Genomic DNA, 20,856 nt, shown 5'->3' on the forward strand with positions numbered 1-20,856 from the left:
GAAGGTATAGATGATCATTAAAACTATCTAATATTTTTAAAATTGAAACATATCGAAGTATTTTCTTACATGAGTGTAACAATGTGTTTTGTTCTTAAAGAACATGAGGTTTGATCCCATGTGTTAAGGTTTCAATTTAGTGTATAAAGAACAAACGTCTTAAGGTTACAAAAATAAGAGATCTACAACGGTAAGAATACTTTTCGTATTAAATGATACGTGATCCAATTCTTTTAATTTTTTTAGTTTTGATCGAGAAATATGATTGATAATACTATCAATATTTTCAAAAAAATTAAATCTGAAATACGATTGGTAAAGAATATATTAAATATATGCGATGTAATCATGATATTTTTTATAGAATAAGGGTTAAATACAAGAATTATATCTCAAAATATTTACTAAATTTTAGTTGTTATTACAGAAGTTGATAGAAGAAATATAGAGAAAGGAAATTACTAATTTCAACATATTAAAATATAATAAATCACACTGCATGACGATAAATTCCTAGATTTTTTATAAAAGCGATCTACTATAAAACATTATAAATCTAACACAATCCTATACCATTTTATGTTTAATAAAATATCTGATGAATATATCAAATCTGTATTTGATCATGCTGCAAAGAAATATGACGTAATGAACGATATAATGTCGGTTGGTATGCATAGGATGTGGAAAAATTTTATGGTAAAAATCTGTAACCCAAAACCACATTCTATCGTTCTGGACTTGGCCGGAGGTACGGGTGATTTAACAATAAAATTTGCACAAAAGCTTAAAGATTCTGGAAAAATATTTTTAGTTGATTCCAACAAATCAATGTTAACAGTCGGAAAAAAAAAAATACGAAATTTCGGTCTAATAAAAAATATATATTATATTCAAGCTTCTGCAGAAAATTTACCTTTTGCAAATTTTTCCTTTGATGTAGCAGCAATTTCATTCGGTCTAAGAAATATGTGTAATCAAGAGAAATCTCTTAGATCTGTTTTCAGAGTTTTAAAAACAGGAGGAAAATTAGTGATATTAGAGTTCTCCAAACCTTATTCTGAAGTGTTAAAGAAATTATACTCTGTATATTCTTTTTCTTTTCCGTATGTTGGATTACTACTATTTAATAACTCTTTTAGTTATCGTTATTTGATAAAATCAGTACAGACCTATTATGATCAAAAACATCTAAAAAAAATCATTAGAGCGTCTGGGTTTAATAAAATATCTCATTTTAATTTGCTTGGAGGTATAGCTTCGATTCATGTTGGATTCAAAACCACATTATATTAGATACTTCATACAATCTGTTCTCTTTAAGTTAGAAAAAATTCTTTTAAAAAGGGAATCATGCAGAAAGCTGATAGTAAAGTAAAAATTTTTAATATTTTATAACGATGAAGTAATTTCTGCACTACATTGAAAATAAAAGAAATAAGAAGGATCTTTTTTATACTTAAAGTTTTTTTGAAACATAGATTGTTAGGTATTCTTATACTTAAAAGAAGTAAATTTCTTTCTTACATGATACATTCAAAAAAACCGATCGCTCGAAGAATTTGTTTGAGCTTTCAAGAGCTCGGTCCAATATGGATCAAGTTAGGACAGTTTTTATCTACTAGAGAAGATCTATTATCTAAAAAAATTTGTAAACAACTTTCTTCTCTCCAAAATAGGGTTTCAGTATTTGACGGAAAGTTAGCTAAATCATATATCGAAGAATCTTTAGGAAAAAAAATTCAAGAAATATTTGCTGATTTTAATGAAATTCCATTAGCTTCCGCATCGATCTCACAAATTCATGGAGCAATTTTAAAAAAGAATAATCTTTCGGTAATCATTAAAATAATTCGACCGGAAATCTTATCAACAATAAGAACTGATATTAAATTATTGTTCAAACTATCCGATTGGATAAATTTTTTTAAAAAAGTTAAGTTCTTTGATTTGATAGAACTAATCTCAGAGTATAAAAGAACTATCATTAAAGAATTAAATTTATTAAATGAATCTGTAAATACAATGCAACTAAGAAGAAATTTTAAAAATAGCAGTATGCTATATATACCAAAGATATACATAGAGTATTCTAGGACAAACGTCATGGTTGCAGAAAGAATTTACGGAATATCTATTTCCAATGTTAAAAAATTAAAAGAACGTAATTTAGATTTGAAGAAGTTAGCTGAAAATGGAGTAAAAATATTTTTTACTCAAGTTTTTCGAGATAATTTCTTTCACGCTGACATGCATCCAGGAAATATATTAGTTGATGATAAATTGTCAAAATATATTGGTGTCGATTGTGGAATAGTTGGTTCTTTGACAAAGAGACATAGATACTTTCTTGCAAAAAATTTCATTAATTTCTTCAACAGAAACTATCGGAAAATAGCAGAATCCCTCATAGATCTATCTGAAAGGGAGGATAAAGATGAATCTGAAATTTATGAGATAGAACTATTCGTTAGAACTATATGCGAACCAATTTTTAAAAAACCAATTTCAGAAATTTCTTTTGGAAAATTTTTGCTAAGATTGTTCTCCATATTTAATAGATTTAACGTAAAAATCCATCCGCAAATTGTTCTATTACAAAAAAATTTATTATACGTAGAAAGTTTAGGAAAAAAATTATATCCGAATTTGGATCTTTGGAAAACTGCAAAACCTTTTATTGAAGAATGGTTGCATCAACAACTAAAAATTTCATCCATTCTAAATCTGATAAGCCGAGAAATGCCAGAACTAGTAGATCGTCTTAAAAATATTCCGGAACTATTTGATAAATTCTTAAAATTTAGCAATCACTATATGAACAACCTACATAATAATAATCGTCTAATTGTACACAATTCTAAAAGAATTGATCGATTAATACGGATCTCTAAATTGATCTGTTACTTCTTAATCCTAAAAACTTCTTTAATTTTGATTTTATCGATCTATCGGACATGAATTTTGAATTTTTTCTGTACGGAATGAAGTACAAGATAAGTGTTTTTGAATTTTTTTTAGAAAATAGATTAATTGAATCATATTAACTTTCCAAAATGGTTAAAATTTGTATCAATATAATTTTCGACTTACAGATAATTCATAACAATATCAATTTGAAAAGTAGCATATGAAAAATGGATACAACAGTCTCAGAGATTTCATAGAATTCTTAGAAAGAGAAAATAAATTAAAAAGAGTTCAGCAGGAAATTAGTCCTAATCTAGAAATGACTGAAATTTCCAGAAGATCAATATTATCTAATGGTCCTGCTTTACTGTTTGAACAACCTTCTGGATTTTTAAAAGGAAGAGTACTATGTAATCTTTTTGGAACTATTGAAAGAATCATTATGAGCATCGGTGAAAGAGATATAGGTTCTTTACAGAGAATAGGAAGACTAATAGCTTCTCTGAAAGAACCGAGCGCTCCAAAAAATTTTTCCGATTTTTTAAGGAAATTGAAAAAGTTTAAAAGTATCTGGTTCACAAAAGTTAAAAAAGTTAAAAATGCACTCTGTCAAGAAATTATTTTAAAAGGTAAGGATGTTAATCTATTCAACATACCAATCATGAGATGCTGGCCGAAGGATATTGCTCCATTAATAACGTTCGGAATTACTATTACTAAGAACTATTTTTTAAACCGATACAACCTAGGGATATACCGACAACAGTTATTGTCTAGAAACAAACTAATAATGAGATGGTTACCCCATCGAGGAGGAGCTTTAGATTTTCATATCTGGAGAAAAAGATATCCGTCTCAACCATTCCCAGTTGCAGTATCGATTGGAGCAGATCCAGCTACTATTTTAGCATCAGTTATCCCTGTCCCTAATGAAATTTCCGAATACTCTTTCGCTGGCATTTTGAGAGGTTATAGATCAGAGAAGTGACAAGGTGTATTTCTATCCCTATTGATGTGCCAGCAAGCTCCGAAATCGTCTTAGAAGGACATATTAATCCAGAAGAACATTCTCAAGAAGGTCCACACGGAGATCATACCGGATATTATGGATCAGTTGAAAAATTTCCAGTTCTTACGGTAACGCATATCACTAGAAGAGATAATTATATCTATCATTCCACGTATTCCGGAAGACCATTGGATGAACCGAGCGTTTTGGGGATCGCAATGAACGAAATATTGATTCCAATATTGAAAAAAAGATTTTCTGAAATTGTAGATTTTTATCTTCCTTATGAAGCATGTTCTTATAGATTCGCAGTTATCACAATTAAAAAGGAATATGCGGGTCAAGCTAGACAAGTGATGATGGGGACATGGACATATTTGAAACAATTTATGTATACTAAATTCATTGTAGTATGTGATGATGATATTAACGCAAGGGATTGGAAAGATGTAATTTGGGCGATATCGACTAGATCTGATCCAGAAAGAGATATCTTATTTATAAAAAATACTCCTATGGATTATCTTGATTTCTCTTCAAAAATTTCGGGTTTAGGGACAAAAATGGGGATCGATGCAACTAATAAGTTTCCAGAAGAAACGAATAGAAAATGGGGAGAAATAATCAAAATGGAAAGATCCGTTCAAAAAAGAGTTGAAGAAGTTTGTAGATATCTAAAAATTTAGGTTTTCAAAAAAAAATGAAGAGTTGTCAACATCCTCTCCGTTCATTCCGACAAAAATGTAGAATTAAGACAATTTTATGTGAACGTAAGACATATTATTAGTAGTTTAAGCTGTTTCTTCCTTGATAAAACATTCTAAAGATAATCGAACAACTAATGAAACATTTTCAACTCTTAAAATTTTGGAATAATAGACGAGATAGTAGATCTTTGAATATCGACTTGAAATATGATCTTCAAATACTAGAGAATATGTCAAAAACTACAGAAGTAAACATTTTATATAAATTCGTAAATTTTTATTTCATACATATCTTTTTATGCTACAAATCTTTATATGAGTTAGATAATTTAATTGCGATGTATGTTTGCAATATCAATAAAATCAGTTTTTTCATGGATGGATCCTTTAAAACAGATCTCTATTGGAACAGTTGATACTTCTTCATACAATAATGAGTTGGCTAACAGAATAAGAATTTCTAAAAAGTTCGCGTTTAAATGACATCGTTGTTCCAATTAATGCGATTCAAATCAAAACATATGTTTTTCAAAAAAATTAATACGAAGAATTAGATCAAAGTTATTAAAAATTTTTAAATGATGTCTGACCACCTTTTATATCGATCATCTGATCATAATATTCATCATGGACTTTAAAAATATAATCAGGATTATTGGATTACTATTTGTCGTATTCTCGATAACTATGATTATTCCTGGATTAGTTTCCTTCCTTTACAAGGATAAAATGGAATATTCATTCATTCGAACTTTTTTCACAACATTGCTGATCGGATTAATTTTGTGGTTTCCAAATAAAAACAGAAATCAAGAATTAAATCAAAAAGAAGGTTTTCTAGCAGTCTCTTTATTCTGGATAGTACTAGGAAGTTTAGGATCTCTTCCTTTCGTATTTTCAGATGAACCTAGGATACCGATAACAGAAGCTTTCTTTGAGTCTTTCTCAGGTCTGACGACAACTGGGGCGACGAACTTAGCTCGATTGAATCATCTTCCAAGATCCATATTGTTTTATAGACAAATGTTACAGTGGCTTGGAGGGATGGGCATTATAGTTCTCGCAATAGCGATATTTCCGCTATTTGGCATAGAATGTGGTGTTCAACTCTACAAGGCAGAAATCTCTGGACCGATAAAAGAGAACAAAATTCATCCAAGGGTATCTAAGACAGCGAAAACATTATGGTCGATTTATTTACTACTTACGGTAACATGCGCCGTATCTTTATGGATGGCTGGAATGGATTTTTTTGATGCTGTTTCACATAGTTTTTCAATCGTTTCTGTAGGTGGATTCTCTACTCATGATGAGAATATAGGTTATTTTAAGAGCTATTGGATAAATTATATAGTAACTTTTTTTTTGATAATATCCAGTTGTAATTTCAATCTACATTTTTTTCTTCTTTCTAGAAAAAGTTTTAAGATTTATTGGAACGATTTAGAGTTTAAAGCATTCATTTTTTTTCAAATATCGCTCATTGTGATCGCTACGGTTGTATCCTTATTTTATATAAAAGATCAACCTATTTTAAAAACTGTTCATCAAACTTTCTTTCAAGTAATTTCCATGTCTACAACCGCAGGGTTCAGCGTTGATAATCTTTCCAACTTACCGACCTTTTTACCGATGTTGTTAATTTTCTCTACCTTCATAGGAGGATGCTCTGGTTCGGTAGGAGGTGGTATGAAAGTTATCAGGATTTTACTGCTTTTTTTACAAGGTTCAACGGAATTAAAACGTTTGGTACATCCAAATGCAGTTTATACGATCAAGATTAATTATAACGGTTATCGGATCCTATCAGAAAAAAATATAGAGGCAATTTGGGGTTTTTTTTCCTCTTATATTCTGATATTTATAGTAAGTTTGCTACTTCTTATAGCAACTGGAGTAGATGAATTTTCAGCTTTTTCTTCGATTGTATCAACCTTGAATAATTTTGGAACTGCGCTTGGATCATTTTCTGAGAATTTTGTCAACATGAATTCCATCGGAAAATGGATTCTGATATTCACTATGCTATTTGGAAGATTAGAAATATTCACTTTATTGATTTTATTCACTCCAACTTTTTGGAAGAAGTAAATTCGCTTTTTTTTACAAAAAAATAACTCGTTCTACAAAACCAAATCAAATTGATTACAACACCGGAACTATCAAATAATATCCTATTCGAACGATAAGAATGTTAAGGATCAATATTTTTAAACATTTTAAAAAATTTGAAATATGACGATCATTGATCATAAAATTAAAAATAAATTGTTCATAAATTATGTTTATTTCGAACAGTATTTTAATTAAGTCTATAAAAATTTCATGACTTTTCTGATAAAATAGGAAACTTAACATCAAACTTTAGAGGAAAAATGAACTATACTTTATCGAAATTGTCGTATGCTTATGAAGATTTAGAACCATTTCTAGATAAAAGAACAATGGTTTTGCACCATAAGATGCATCACCAGACATATGTAAATAACACAAATCAAATACTGAAAAATATAAAAATCGATTTTAAGAAACGTGATATATTTGATCTAATCCAAAATTTGGATATCATTTCTGACCGTGATATAAAAAGGTCATTGCTGAATAATGCCGGCGGACATGCTAATCATACAATTTTTTTTCAAGGATTAAAATTAGGTACGAATTTAAGTCAAGAAATGAAGAAAGAGATCAGTTCACACTTTAACAGCGTAGAAAATTTTAAGAAACTGTTTGAAGAAACTGCTATATCTTTTTTTGGATCAGGATGGGTTTGGTTAGTGTTAAAAAATAGCAAGTTAGAGATCTTGAGCACTGTTAACCAAGAAAATCCACTTATGTATAACAATTCAGCTAATTTTTATTATCCTATCTTCGGAATAGATTTATGGGAACATTCTTATTATTTAAAATACCAAAATCGTAAAAAAGAGTATATTCAATCTTTCTGGAATATACTAAGTTGGGAAGAGGCAGAAAAAAGATTCACAACGGGAATAAAATTGATCCGTAAAAAGATTAATGATAATTAGAAAATCTTTTCTAATCCGATAGCAGAAAGAACCCTTTCCATAGTTTTTTCTGCTATGATTCTTGCGTGTTCTGATCCTTCTTTTAACACTTTTTTAAGAAACTTTTCCTGTTTCCTGATATAAAAAAATTTTTTTTGGATTCTTTCCAACTTCTCTATCAATATCTTACAAATAGAACTCTTAAAATATGAATAATTCTTACCAAAAAAACGATTCTCTGTTTCTGAAATTGATAGATCAGTTAAACTGGAAAAGATGTTGATCAGATTAGAAATTCCAGATTTCTTTTCTACATTGAACAATATTTGAGGTGGATCTTCAGAATCAGTACAAGCTGATTTGATCTTCCTCTTAATTAATTCAGAGCTGTCTAGAATTCTTACAATGTTATTTGAATCTTGATCGGATTTTGACATCTTTTTATACGGAGTTCTAAAACCCATAATTTTGCTCCCAACATCATCAATCATTGCGAATGGGATAGTAAAGATATCTCCATATCTTCTATTGAAACGACTAGCTATCTTTCTACATATTTCAATATGTTGTTTTTGATCAGCACCGACCGGAACCAAAGAGGTTTGATATAATAGTATATCGAAGCCATCAAGATAGGATAATTTAAAATTCCGACGTTAGTCTTGTTTCCGTGAGATAAGGAACCTTCTTTAAATTGGATCATTCTTTTCAACTCTCCAATTTTAGTACAACAGCTCAATATCCAATTTAGTTGAAAATGTTGTGGAACGCTAGATTGAACAAATATTATGCTTTTTTTTGGATTAATCCCACATGCTATATACAAAGCTAAAGTATCTAAAATATGCTTTTTAAATGATATTTGTTTCTTGTTAAATTTAGTTATAGCATGTTGATCCGCAATACAGTAGATACAATTGTATCGATCTTGTATTTTAACCCATTTTTTAATCGCTCCAATATAATTTCCGATAGTGAGAGATCCAGACGGTTGCATTCCACTAAACACCACTTTTTTTTCTCGATTAAAAAATTCATTCATTTTTAACAAAAATACGATTTTTCACCATTTGATACTTCATATAAATTTATAGAAATATGTATTATGATCATAACTTCTGAATAATAACGATAGAATTTCGCCAAATTCCCGTACATATCAGAAAAATCATTTGTTCAAAATTTTTTACAAAAATCAATTTTCTTATGAAAAATATTAAGAGCTTCAATAGAACCTATAGATTGATCAAAAACTGATGATCCTACCACTATAACATCTACGCCGGTTTGAACGATCTTATCAACATTTTTAAAATTAATTCCACCATCAACTTCTAATAAAACATCTTTACCACTTTTATCGATTATAGAACGTGCTTCTAATAATCTTTCGATACTACTTTCAATAAATAATTGTCCGCTAAACCCAGGATAGACAGACATAATTAATACCGAATCAATTTCGTTAATTAATCTATCTAATGTTTCTAAAGATGTTCTTGGATTAAATACTAATCCAACCTTACATCCGTTATTTCTGATTTTTCTTAACTCTTTTTCAATATTTTTACTATACTCAACATGCAATAAGATCTGGTTGACTCCTATTTCAATAAACTCATTAATCAATCTTTCTGATGGATCTATCATAAGATGAATGTCAAACTTAGACCGAATTCCATATTGTATTAAAGATTTACAAATTACTGGACCAAACGTTAAATTTTGAACATAATGATTATCCATAATATCGAAGTGAATAGAATCGACTAATCCAGAATGAACTAATTCCTCAATATCCTTTCCTAAATTTGCGAAATTTGCTGATAAAATAGAGACAGCTATCGAACAATTTTTCATAAATCATTAATGTCGAAATTAGTTTAATAATATATAGCTACAACATTTTTGTAAAAAAGTCTAATACCTTTTACTACATAATTTAAGAGTGCCCATCTTTCTACCATATAGTATATACAGAAAAAATCGAAAAAATTATAAGCTAATCAGATTAACAATGAATGATTCTTGATTGATATAACGTTGTTTCTCGGTTTATAAACGTCATGAAGATTAGAGAAACTCGTTTATTTAAAAAACAATATAGTTTCAACTCTTTGGTAGATCATCTAAAATCTCTCGTCTTAAAATATAAAAAACGTTAACCATACAAGAAAATTAATATTTTGACTTATCAGTAAACTTTCAGAAAATGTAGAGAGAATATATCATTAATATAATCAATGAAAAAATATAAAATCGTTTACTGTTTACATAAAATACTAAAATTAATCAATTTACAAATCATTACGATACACATCGAAAACATCATACTGTTTAAATACTATAAGACATAAATGATATTTTAATCATTCTTAATATATCGCATGGTAAATAATTTTTTTATCTATATTTCTATATAAAATAGATGTTCCTATTTTCAATGGCAAAACTAGGTTAATCTGATCTTGACCTGTCCTTTTTTTATCATAGTTCATGAAATATAGATAGTCTTCAAATGGAATGTGTCTTTGATAAGATAAAGGAAGATCGAACCTCTTTAACAAAGAAATAACTCTAAATATATCTCTCTCAGAGAATCTATTCACAATATTCGCTATTTTAAGTGAAATAACCATCCCTATTGATACTGCTTCTCCATGGTACAAACTTTCGTTAAACTTTGAGAAAGATTCTATAGAGTGAGCGAAAGTGTGACCTAAATTAAGGAGAACTCTCTTATTTCTGTATTCTTTGGGATCTTGAACAACCACTTCACATTTCATTTTACAACACAGCAACACAAGATGTCTTATGCTTTCCTCGTCAAGAAGAGATATTTTTTCATAATTGTCTTCAATCCAACAAAAAAAGTCATAATTCATGGCGATCCCATATTTTATCGCTTCCGCCATACCTGATCGAAAATGTCGAATTGGTAGGGTTTCTAAAAAATCCAAGTTAATTATTACTAGATCAGGGTGGTAAAATGATCCTATCATATTTTTAGCATCTTCATAATTAATCGCATTTTTTCCTCCCATGGAAGAATCAATTTGAGATAAAAGACTTGTAGGAATCTGTACAAAATGAGTACCTCTTAAATAAATAGAAGATATAAAACCTGTCAAATCTCCAATTACTCCTCCACCTAACGCAACTAATACAATGCTTTTCGAATATTTATTCTTTTTTAAAAATTCAAAAACGCGCACCGCCGTTTTTAATGACTTATTTTGTTCTCCATCAGGAATAATCACTTCATCTATTTTACTTGTCGTCTTTAAGATATTCTTTTTTACTTCTTGATAATGAAGAGAATATAACTTTTCGTTAGTTATAATAATAATGTGATCTTTATCTCTAAATCTGTCAAAAAGATTAAGGTATTTAAAGAGATTAAATCCAATAAATATTGAACATTTCTTCCGCGATCAAAACTGAACTTTAGTTCATCGTAATTCTTCAAAATAATACTCAAAATTTATCTAAGTGAGATGTTCATAATAAGTTAATAATATTCCTTACTAAAAAATTTGCACTTTTATCATTTACTTTTATGACAATATCTGCGATTTCTCGATATAGAGGATCTCTTTCATTTGCCAAAGTTTTCAATGTTTCTAAAATCTTTTCTTTTGATTCGATTAGTGGTCTTCTTTTATCATGATAGATTCGACTAATCTGTCTTTCAACAGTAGCTTCTAAATAAACCACAGTACCTCTTGCTGAGAGCCTACTCCTATTCTCCTTTAATTTAACAGATCCTCCACCAGTTGCTAGTATGATACCATATTTTTCAGTTAATTCATCAATAACTTGTTTTTCTCTTCTTCGAAATCCCGCTTCTCCTTCTAAATCAAATATCCACTCTATATTAACTCCAGTCCTTTTCTCTATTTCTTGATCTGAATCGAAAAAATCCATATTTAATTTTTTCGCCAACTGACGACCTACTGTACTTTTTCCTGCACCCATAGGTCCAACTAAAAATATATTTCTTCTTTCTATCATTTTTCATAAAACCAAGTGATTAACAAAAAGATTAATTTCTATGAAATTTAATTTTAAACAAGCTGATCTAAAAAGATAATATTATTTGTTTTTATAACAACTTACGATTTACTTTATGAATCGACAACATTAAAAAAAATATTCTCTTATAATCGTGCTATAAATTAAAGTTCTTTTTTCTGTGGTGATACTTACTTGAAAAATATCTGAGATATTTCTTTTCTTTTGAATGTAATACTTACTGAGATAAATAATAAAAAAATCATAGTTCATTAATATTTTTTTTGAAAAAAATTTTTCTATTTAATGAATAGATTCATGAAGTACTAACTTTCGTCAACACAATTGAAACTCCAAATTTTTATAATTTAAAATGATCGTCAGTTTAACGCTTATATTTTTCATACAACAAATTGTCTTTAAATAAAATAATTGTGCGGAATTACACCAGAAAATTTTTCATATCACATATCTATCCGTATAAGAAAAACCTAAAAAATAACAAGAACCGTTACCACATTTAAGGAATTTATAACGAAAAATTGTAAATTTTTTAATATACAAGAATACATCCAAAAACTTGACAGATTCGAAAAATTGCTCTTTTATAAATATCACATAGAATAATTTTTTTTCTACTTATTCACAAAGACCTTAAAAATCAATCATATAAATATTTACCAACGTAGAAATAGTATCATCAACATTTTTCGATCTATTAAGTAATGATAAATGCTATCACAGTGCTAAATTTCTACAATCTTTTTAAAAAATTAAAAATAAAAGTACAAAAAAATTTTCATACAAATTTTTTATTTATAGAAACATTTTGATTTTTAAAATATAAAATAAATATTATTGTGATCCGCATGAAAACTTACAAAGTTTAGAAAATTATTTAAGTTAATTTTCAAAAATTTCAAAAAAAAGTAATATCTTAAAAATAATTTTTTATAATAAATGATAGTAGATCTATGTTACATGAATTCATTACTTTAGACTACCGTACTTATGTACTTCTACCGTTAGCATTACTTTTTGTACTAATATATGAATTGATTAACGGATTTCATGATACAGCAAATGCAGTAACCACAATCATTTATACCAGATCTATGAAAGCTGAGACAGCTGTAATAATCTCTGGAATTTTCAATTTTTTTGGCGTAATTTTTGGAGGATTAAGTGTAGCTTATTCCGTTATAGAACTATTACCCTTGGATTCTCTATTAAATGCAAATGAAACAAAAAATCTAACAGCCATAATTTTTTCTATTTTATTTTCTTCAATTCTTTGGAATATTGGAACTTGGTATTTTGGATTACCTAGTTCAAGTTCGCATACTTTATTCGGAACAATTTTTGGTGTGATCATTGCAGATTCATTTATTGCTGATAAACTTATATTGGATACGTTAAACTTAGAAAAAATTTCTGAAGTTTTATTATCTCTGTTTCTTTCTCCAATTATTGGAATTGTACTGTCTGGAATACTAATGTTTTACCTTCGAAAATGTTGGAAACATACGGAAAACCATAGAAAAATTCATTTAACACCAACAGAAAGAAATGAGAAATATGGAAAAAAGAATCCACCATTCTTAATAAGAATAACGTTAATTTTATCTTCCATAGGAGTTAGTTTTTCGCATGGATCTAACGATGGACAAAAAGGAATAGGATTGATCATGCTGATCCTGATTGGAATCACTCCTTCAAAGTTTTCTCTGAACATGCAAGCTAATTGTTACGACATATCTAAGATGTACGACGCTATTGTAGATTTAAAAAAATACTGTGAAAATCATCAATATGAGGTCAATTCAATTGCAGAAAAGTTACACAAATCAAAGAAATGGAGAAACAAATGTTATTTTCAAAATTTTTCTTGTGTAAAGGAGACAATGCGTAAAACATTACATATTATTAAAGACATTAAAACATATTCTGTATTAAAACCTCAACAGAGAAATCAGGTTCGAAAATCTCTAACTTGCTTATCAGACATAACCTCAAGTATTATAAAATTATCTAGTATACAAAAAAAAGATGTCATTCTTTTAAAAAATTTAAAAAAAAGCTTGCTAAGAACAGTTGAGTATGCTCCACTGTGGACAGTGGTAATAATCGCTTTAACTCTATCCCTTGGTACGATAATAGGTTGGAAAAAGTCTGTGATTACAATCGGGGAAAAAATAGGAAAAAAAGGTATGACTTATGCTCAAGGAGTTTCTGCACAAATTACTACTGCTTTTTCCGTAGGTATTGCAAGTTATTCTGGAATACCAGTGTCTACAACTCAAGTTTTGTCTTCTGCTGTCATTGGATCTATGATTGTAGATAAAAAAAAAATACAAACAAGGACTATTAGAAATATTTTTTTAACATGGATATTCACGGTACCGTTTTCTGTTACCTTATCTGGTGTTTTCTATATATCTCTTTCAAAGATAATTTAAATTCGATAGATTAAAAATATTTCGATCAATTAATCCGATTCACAGCTAAACAAAAATATTGAAGTAATATTCGAAAGTGTTACAAGTACTATTTCTTTTTGTTCTGTTAAAAAAAATATATCATTTTGCCAATTTTTTAAATTTCGTTAAAAGGATAACATGAGGAGATATGAAAGACTTTTTATTATCAAACTTTCTAAATTCATTCAGTGTAAAATATAAATATCAACCAGAATTTCATCAATCAGTAAAAAAATTCTTGTTGTCAATCTCTTCTTTTTTACAAGATAATTCACAATATCAAGATGTTTCTTTATTAACACGATTAACTGAACCTGAACGAATAATACAATTTAGAATCTGTTGGATGGACGATTTAGGAGATATTCAGGTTAACACAGGTTGGAGAGTTCAATTTAATTCTGCAATTGGCCCATTTAAAGGAGGAATTCGATTTCACCAATCAGTAAATACATCGATCTTAAAATTTCTTGCTTTTGAACAAACTTTCAAAAATGCGCTTACCAATTTTCCAATTGGAGGAGGAAAAGGAGGATCTGATTTTAATCCTAAAGGGAAGAGTAAAATGGAAATTACAAGATTCTGTCAATCATTTGTTTTAAATTTATACAAATATTTAGGAACAAATGTGGATATTCCAGCAGGAGATATAGGAGTGAGTCATTTTGAAATAGACCTTATGGTCGGAATGATGAAGAAGATACTCGGAGACTCTTCATGCGTATTTACTGGAAAAGGACTATCTATATTTGGCAGTCAGTTAAGAAAAGAATCTACTGGATATGGGGTGATATATTTCACTGAGTTAGTTTTAAATTATCATAATCGATCAATAAAAGGGAAAAAAATATCGATTTCTGGTTCTGGAAATGTTGCCATATACGCGATTGAAAAATGTATAGAATTTGGCGCAAAAGTTATTACAGCATCAGATTCCAATGGAACAGTTGTAGATTTGGATGGATTTAATTTGGAAAAGTTGAACAGACTAAAAACTATCAAGAATGAGATACGCGGAAGAATTCAACAATATGCTTCGGAACTTAACCTAACTTATCTTAAAAATCAATCTCCATGGTCCATTCCTTCGGATATAGCTATCCCTTGTGCTACTCAAAACGAAATTGATGAGATTGATGCAAAATTGATGATAAAAAACGATGTTCAAATGATAGTTGAAGGATCTAATATGCCAGTTACGGAAAAAGCTATTCACTTATTTGAACTAGCTAATATTTTATTCATTCCAGGGAAAATAGCTAACTCTGGAGGAGTGATAGTTTCTATCTTAGAAAAAGTACAAAATTCTACATATTCTGTATGGAAACGTAATAAAGTGGAAAAGAAATTAAAAGAAGTCATAAAAAATACTCACAAAATGTGTGTAGAATACGGAAAGAAGAAGAGTACAGTTGACTATGTCAAAGGAGCAAACATTGCTGCTTTTGTTAAAGTTGCTGAAGCAATGATCTCTCAAGGAATGATTAACTAAGATAAAAGTATTTGATAAAGTTCTCGTTAATTTCGTAAAAATGTCGATAGCCGAAGTGGCGAAATAGGAAAACGCAATTGATTCAAAATCAATCACCTTATGGTTTGTCGGTTCGAATCCGATCTTCGGCAAAAGAATCATATGGAATACTATATATTAATTTATTTTAAAATAATCCATATGGAAACGGTATCAAATAATTTTCAAGGATTCTCAAATAATACGTAATGTTTAATTTGCTGTAATTTAAAATGACCAGAATCAACGTAGTTCATCCAAATTATTTATGTGATCAACATTTACTATCTGAAAACAGAGAGATCGTAAGGTAAGGATACCTCATTATATTGCGAAAAAAAACGGATCGGTAAAGATATCTAAAGAACCTCGATACATTTTAGGAAGAGGACATGTCACTTTTTTCAGAGATAAGTTGTTATTTTTATATACAAGATACATTTCCATACAGAAAGAGTGTATCCAACGTGGATTCAGAGTAAGTTTCAGATGGCCTGAAATAACAATGAACTATCTTAATCTTTGGAATGATTATACAGTTAATGAGAATGATATGAAAAAAAATATAGAAAGAATACATGAGAAGATGCCTTTTCGTCCGAGATTTTCTAAAAAATCTAAAGGGGTAAATTTGCGTTCTCTACTACATCTTGATCAAAAATTTGAAATCTATATCACGAAATTTTTAATTAACAAAAAAATCGATCAATGAAATATTTTAACCTAACAGTTTTATTCGATTCAGAATTAAATATTCTGAAAAAATAATTCTGCTAAATCAATTAATAATATTGAACAATTCTTGTTAAAAATTTATATAGTTTCTTTATCTTTATTTATGTATCGTGTTCTGATATGTTTTCGAGTTGAAATAAACATCTGGTAAATTATTCTTTAATTTCAATGTAGAAGAATATATAAATATGGTTCGCATGTTTTTGGATATATGATAATACTTAAAAGATGAAACAACAATTAAGATGATCTTATTCTTTATTTTTATCATTTCTTGTTCAAAAGATAGGAGCAAATTTTGATGCAATTAATTGATAAATTAAATAATTTTTTGTGGAGTTATTTACTTACTTACTTTTTAATTTTGATAGGATTATATCTTACTGTTGGTACCAGATTCGTTCAGATAAAAAACTTCTTCCATATGTTTACAATATTAAAAGGAAGCAATAGATCAAATAAATTTGGAATATCTTCATTTCAAGCTTTATGCACAACGTTAGCTTCTAGAGTCGGAACTGGAAATCTTACAGGAGTTGCTATCGCATTAAATTTAGGTGGAATAGGATCCATTTTTTGGATGTGGATCGCTGCGATGATAGGAATGGCAACATCCTTTTCAGAAAGTACACTTGCACAGGTTTACAAAATTATAGATAAAAAAGGACATTATTATGGAGGACCAGCTTATTATATAGAAAAAGGTTTGAATATGAGATGGATGGGAGTTTTGTTCTCCATACTTTTAATTATTTCTTTTGGTTTAGTATTTAATTCTGTTCAATCAAACTCCATTGTAAAAGCAGTTTCTTTAGCGTTTAACATAAACTCATTACATATCGGAACATGGATATCAATAACTTGTGGAATCATTATATTCGGAGGATCACGATCTGTATCAAGAATATCTGAATTTATTGTACCTTTCATGGCAATGTCTTACTTGTCACTTTCCTGCTGGGCAATCAGTCAAAACGTAGGTCAAATTTTTGAAGTATTATTTTTAATCATAAAAAATGCTTTTGGTACAAAAGAAGCTTGCAGTGGAATGGTAGGATATAGCATCTCTCAAGTAATGACTCAAGGAATTAAGAGAGGACTTTTTTCAAATGAAGCTGGAATGGGATCTACTCCGAATGCAGCTGCTTCAGCTTCTCCTTATCCTCCACATCCAGTATCCCAAGGATATATTCAAATGTTAGGCGTATTTGTAGATACTATGATAATCTGCAGCACAACAGCTTTTTTAATTATTTTTTCTGGGGTATTAAATGATACGAATCGCTGTCTCAATGGAATTGAACTTACACAATTAGCTATTTCCTATTTTTTTGGAGATTTTGGAAAAGTTTTCATAGCAGTTTCAACCTTTTTCTTTTCTTTTACATCAATAATTTCGAACTATTGTTATGCCGAAAGCAACATGATTTTCTTAAAAAGGAACAATGCTCATTCTTTGTTCATCTTAAAAATAGGAACTTTGATCATGATTATTTTCGGAACGTACGCAGAAACTCCGTTGGTTTGGAAGTTGGCAGATATTTCTATGGGTTGCATGGCCATAATTAACCTAACTGCAATTTTTATGTTATCTAAACTAATATTTGTGTTAACTAAAGATTATAATTCCCAAAGAAGAGAAGGTAAAATACCAGTCTTTGATGCGAAAAAATATCCTAAAATACGAATTAAGAATGATGTATGGAAAAATATAAAATAGCGACAATTTCTTCTTGAATAATATAATATTTAGTTTTGATTGAATGTTTTTCTAGGATTAGAAAATATATTGTTTAATTAAATAACATAATTGAATGCTGTCGAATGAGAAGATAAAACCATATGTATTCAATTTAATATATTTATTTTATTTTATGATATTTATGAATTTTATAAGATGAATCGAAGAGGTTAACTGTGTCTTTAAAAGACAACATTTGTAATTTTAATCTGCTAAAACAACCAAAACCTTTTTATTTAATTTTTTCAATAGAACTTTGGGAAAGATTTAGTTTTTACGGATTACAAGGAATTCTAACAATCTATTTAACTAAAATCTTAAACATGTCTGAAGATGCAGCTTTTTCTTTATTTTCGGCTTTTATAGCTTTAGTGTATGGTTTCGTAGCCGTTGGAGGATGGATAGGAGATAAGATACTAGGATCTAAAAGAGTTATTATACTAGGAACCTTAACATTAATTTTAGGATATTCTTTAATCGCATTCTCTAAAAATAAAATCTTTCTAATATATTTTGGACTATCTTGCATTTCTGTAGGGAACGGATTGTTCAAATCTAATCCTTCCTCGTTACTCTCTTCTTGTTATGACAAAAAAGATGCTCGATTAGATGGAGCATTCACGATGTATTATATGTCAATTAACATTGGATCATTTTTATCGATGTTGACTACTCCAGTATTGGCAAAGATTTATGGATGGAACATAGCCTTCTCTTTAAGCGTATTTGGTCTTTTGGTTACTTTATTAGTGTTCTTATCCTTTAAAGGATTGATAAAGAATATAGGATCTTATCCAGATTTTCAAAGTATATCTTCAAAAACATATTTTTTTACGATTTCTGGAATTATTGTACTAATACTGATATCTAATTGGTTACTTTATAATTTAAAAGTTATCAAGATCGTTCTTATGATACTTTCGATGATCATCGTCATAAAGTTTATACAAGAAACGGTCTTAATGAAACGTTCAGATCGTTTAAAAATGTTAATTATATCTATTTTAACGATTGAAGCGTTGATTTTTTTCGTCTTATATGGACAGATGCCAATGTCTATAAACTTTTTTGCAGCACATAATGTAAAAAACACTATCTTTGGATTTCCGATAGAATCGGCGCAATATCAATCATTAAATCCTTTTTGGATTATTATTTTTAGTCCAATTTTGTCGAGAATATATGATAAAACAGGAAAATATTTAATGATCTCATACAAATTTGCGATTGGAATGATCTTTTGCTCAATATCTTTCCTCATTTTGCCAATAGGATCAATATTTTCTGAATGTGGAATTGTATCTCCTTTATGGTTGATATTCTCTTATGCTTCTCAAGGAATTGGAGAGCTCATGATTTCTGGGCTAGGATTATCCATGATTGCTCAATTTTCTCCGAGAAGACTGATGGGTTTTATAATGGGTATTTGGTTTTTAACCAATTCTGTTTCTTCTTTCATATCTGGATATATTTCCTCCTTGACAGCTTTTCCTGAAGGGATTGTGACTGATCCGATAGAATCGTTAAAAGTATACGATTCAGTTTTCACTAAAATAGGAATAATTAGCCTGATCATTTCGATTATTATGTTGTATACCGCTCCTTATTTAAATCGCATAATCTTATTAAAAACTCAAGATAAACAATGAAATATGACGTTTATTATTTTATCAACAAGATACTTTTTAATATTATTGAAATTGAATAAGATCAAAAATTTTTAGGGTAAAAATGTTGTGATATACACAATATCTCGCTGTGTAATCAACCAAATATCAATCAACCATCTGAAATAATTGCGATATCCCTCATTGAGGAAAGATATATACATCATATATATTTTTTATTTAAGGGATTAATAATGAACCATCATATTAAAGAAGTGAGCAATGTAGGAAATATTAAGTTTATTGATTAGATATAAAAGTTATTATGCAACTTATAATACAATTTTAAGTAATGTAGACGAGCATGATTAACATCTTATTCTTTTAAAGCATGATTTCGTTATTATGATGATTTTTATGATATGATTCTATTAATTTAACTGTTGAACCTACGGATAAATAAACGTTTTTATCGATCATTTATAAACTTACAACATAAAATAGATACTTTTATAAAATATATTTAACAACATTTCTTAAGGATCATACAAAAATCTTTTAATGCGACTGCATCCAACTTTATTAACATTTTTTAGAGTGATTCTAACTCCTTTTTTAATAGCATTTTTTTATCTCCCTTTCTACTGGTCTCATGTAACATGTGTAATAATATTTATATTCGCAGCAGTAACAGATCTATTCGATGGATTTTTAGCCAGATATTTTGAAAAAACTACAAAATTAGGTACCTTTTTAGATCCGGTTGCAGATAAAATCATGATAGTTAGTTCACTTATACTGATTACCGACTGGTATCATGTTTGGTGGATAACTTTACCATCTATCGTATCAATAGTTAGAGAGATCATCATTTCATCTCTTCGAGAATGGATAGCAGAAACTAAAGAGAGAAGATACGTGTCAGTCTCTTTGATAGGAAAATGGAAAACTTTTTTTCAGATGGTATCATTGATCGGAATGCTTTCAAAAGTGGATGGTACGATGTTATTTTTTTCAACGATACTTCTTTACTTTTCTGTTTTTTTAACATATTGGTCCATAGCTCAATATTTTCGATCTATTTGGAATTTTCTGAGATAGTAGTAAACTATCGTATGGCATCAAAACTACATCT

At 28.9% G+C, this 20,856-nt stretch carries 13 protein-coding genes, 1 tRNA gene and 2 pseudogenes; 12 read left to right on the forward strand and 4 right to left on the reverse strand.

Going from position 1 to position 20,856, the window contains the following annotated elements:
- Positions 1-579: 579 nt before the first annotated feature.
- The 6 genes and pseudogenes from ubiE (at position 580) to AOQ87_RS00285 (ending at position 7,655) form a co-directional block, all read left to right on the forward strand.
- A complete protein-coding gene (gene ubiE, locus AOQ87_RS00255; protein WP_080626441.1) occupies positions 580-1,296 on the forward strand; it encodes a bifunctional demethylmenaquinone methyltransferase/2-methoxy-6-polyprenyl-1,4-benzoquinol methylase UbiE in 717 nt (238 codons plus the stop codon).
- 231 nt (positions 1,297-1,527) lie between these two features.
- A complete protein-coding gene (locus AOQ87_RS00260) occupies positions 1,528-2,961 on the forward strand; it encodes an AarF/UbiB family protein (protein WP_236858660.1) in 1,434 nt (477 codons plus the stop codon).
- A gap of 169 nt (positions 2,962-3,130) precedes the next feature.
- A pseudogene (locus tag AOQ87_RS00265) lies at positions 3,131-4,605 on the forward strand (UbiD family decarboxylase).
- 363 nt (positions 4,606-4,968) lie between these two features.
- A complete protein-coding gene (locus AOQ87_RS02610) occupies positions 4,969-5,109 on the forward strand; it encodes a hypothetical protein (protein ID WP_158000736.1) in 141 nt (46 codons plus the stop codon).
- Between the two features lie 144 nt (positions 5,110-5,253).
- Positions 5,254-6,717 (forward strand): TrkH family potassium uptake protein, encoded by a 1,464-nt coding sequence (locus tag AOQ87_RS00275; RefSeq protein ID WP_080626444.1) that lies wholly within the window; start codon positions 5,254-5,256, stop codon positions 6,715-6,717.
- Between the two features lie 284 nt (positions 6,718-7,001).
- Positions 7,002-7,655, forward strand: coding sequence for a superoxide dismutase (locus tag AOQ87_RS00285; protein ID WP_080626446.1), 654 nt, complete (start codon positions 7,002-7,004; stop codon positions 7,653-7,655).
- Here AOQ87_RS00285 and trpS read toward each other — a convergent pair.
- The 4 genes and pseudogenes from trpS to aroK all read right to left on the reverse strand — a co-directional run bounded on the left by trpS (position 7,652) and on the right by aroK (position 11,648).
- A pseudogene (gene trpS, locus AOQ87_RS00290) lies at positions 7,652-8,676 on the reverse strand (tryptophan--tRNA ligase). The gene AOQ87_RS00285 and the pseudogene trpS sit on opposite strands and share 4 nt — an antisense overlap.
- 134 nt (positions 8,677-8,810) lie before the next feature.
- The gene (rpe, locus tag AOQ87_RS00295) at positions 8,811-9,494 is read right to left on the reverse strand and encodes a ribulose-phosphate 3-epimerase (protein ID WP_080626447.1); all 684 of its coding nucleotides are present in this window, start codon (positions 9,492-9,494) and stop codon (positions 8,811-8,813) included.
- A 515-nt stretch (positions 9,495-10,009) separates the two neighbouring features.
- Positions 10,010-11,050 carry a 3-dehydroquinate synthase gene (gene aroB, locus AOQ87_RS00300; RefSeq protein ID WP_080626448.1) on the reverse strand — a complete coding sequence of 347 codons (1,041 nt, stop codon included), beginning with the start codon at positions 11,048-11,050 and terminating at the stop codon, positions 10,010-10,012.
- An 85-nt stretch (positions 11,051-11,135) separates the two neighbouring features.
- Complete coding sequence (gene aroK, locus AOQ87_RS00305) at positions 11,136-11,648, reverse strand: shikimate kinase AroK (RefSeq protein WP_039719572.1); 513 nt, start codon at positions 11,646-11,648, stop codon at positions 11,136-11,138.
- 974 nt (positions 11,649-12,622) lie between these two features.
- On the opposite strand from aroK, the gene AOQ87_RS00310 reads away from it, so the two are divergent.
- The 6 genes from AOQ87_RS00310 (at position 12,623) to pgsA (ending at position 20,822) form a co-directional block, all read left to right on the forward strand.
- Positions 12,623-14,107 carry an inorganic phosphate transporter gene (locus AOQ87_RS00310; RefSeq protein ID WP_039719571.1) on the forward strand — a complete coding sequence of 495 codons (1,485 nt, stop codon included), beginning with the start codon at positions 12,623-12,625 and terminating at the stop codon, positions 14,105-14,107.
- 169 nt (positions 14,108-14,276) lie between these two features.
- Positions 14,277-15,620, forward strand: coding sequence for an NADP-specific glutamate dehydrogenase (gene gdhA / locus AOQ87_RS00315; protein WP_039719570.1), 1,344 nt, complete (start codon positions 14,277-14,279; stop codon positions 15,618-15,620).
- 49 nt (positions 15,621-15,669) lie between these two features.
- Positions 15,670-15,751, forward strand: a tRNA-Leu gene (locus AOQ87_RS00320).
- A gap of 920 nt (positions 15,752-16,671) precedes the next feature.
- Entirely contained in the window at positions 16,672-18,093 is a 1,422-nt protein-coding gene (locus AOQ87_RS00340; RefSeq protein ID WP_185751053.1) for an alanine/glycine:cation symporter family protein, read from the forward strand.
- 197 nt (positions 18,094-18,290) lie between these two features.
- A complete protein-coding gene (locus tag AOQ87_RS00345) occupies positions 18,291-19,763 on the forward strand; it encodes an oligopeptide:H+ symporter (RefSeq protein WP_080626453.1) in 1,473 nt (490 codons plus the stop codon).
- A 519-nt stretch (positions 19,764-20,282) separates the two neighbouring features.
- Entirely contained in the window at positions 20,283-20,822 is a 540-nt protein-coding gene (pgsA, locus tag AOQ87_RS00350) for a CDP-diacylglycerol--glycerol-3-phosphate 3-phosphatidyltransferase (protein WP_039719566.1), read from the forward strand.
- Positions 20,823-20,856: the final 34 nt, after the last annotated feature.

This window comes from Candidatus Riesia pediculischaeffi (assembly GCF_002073895.1).
GTDB lineage: Bacteria > Pseudomonadota > Gammaproteobacteria > Enterobacterales > Enterobacteriaceae > Riesia > Riesia pediculischaeffi.

Excerpts from the sequence above, each read along its gene's own strand:
- gdhA (WP_039719570.1), top strand. The coding sequence starts at position 14,277 with ATGAAAGACTTTTTATTATCAAACTTTCTAAATTCATTCAGTGTAAAA.
- AOQ87_RS02610 (WP_158000736.1), top strand. The coding sequence starts at position 4,969 with ATGTTTGCAATATCAATAAAATCAGTTTTTTCATGGATGGATCCTTTA.
- AOQ87_RS00275 (WP_080626444.1), top strand. The coding sequence starts at position 5,254 with ATGGACTTTAAAAATATAATCAGGATTATTGGATTACTATTTGTCGTA.
- AOQ87_RS00310 (WP_039719571.1), top strand. The coding sequence starts at position 12,623 with ATGTTACATGAATTCATTACTTTAGACTACCGTACTTATGTACTTCTA.
- aroK (WP_039719572.1), bottom strand. The coding sequence starts at position 11,648 with ATGATAGAAAGAAGAAATATATTTTTAGTTGGACCTATGGGTGCAGGA.
- AOQ87_RS00260 (WP_236858660.1), top strand. The coding sequence starts at position 1,528 with ATGATACATTCAAAAAAACCGATCGCTCGAAGAATTTGTTTGAGCTTT.
- pgsA (WP_039719566.1), top strand. The coding sequence starts at position 20,283 with ATGCGACTGCATCCAACTTTATTAACATTTTTTAGAGTGATTCTAACT.
- AOQ87_RS00285 (WP_080626446.1), top strand. The coding sequence starts at position 7,002 with ATGAACTATACTTTATCGAAATTGTCGTATGCTTATGAAGATTTAGAA.
- rpe (WP_080626447.1), bottom strand. The coding sequence starts at position 9,494 with ATGAAAAATTGTTCGATAGCTGTCTCTATTTTATCAGCAAATTTCGCA.
- ubiE (WP_080626441.1), top strand. The coding sequence starts at position 580 with ATGTTTAATAAAATATCTGATGAATATATCAAATCTGTATTTGATCAT.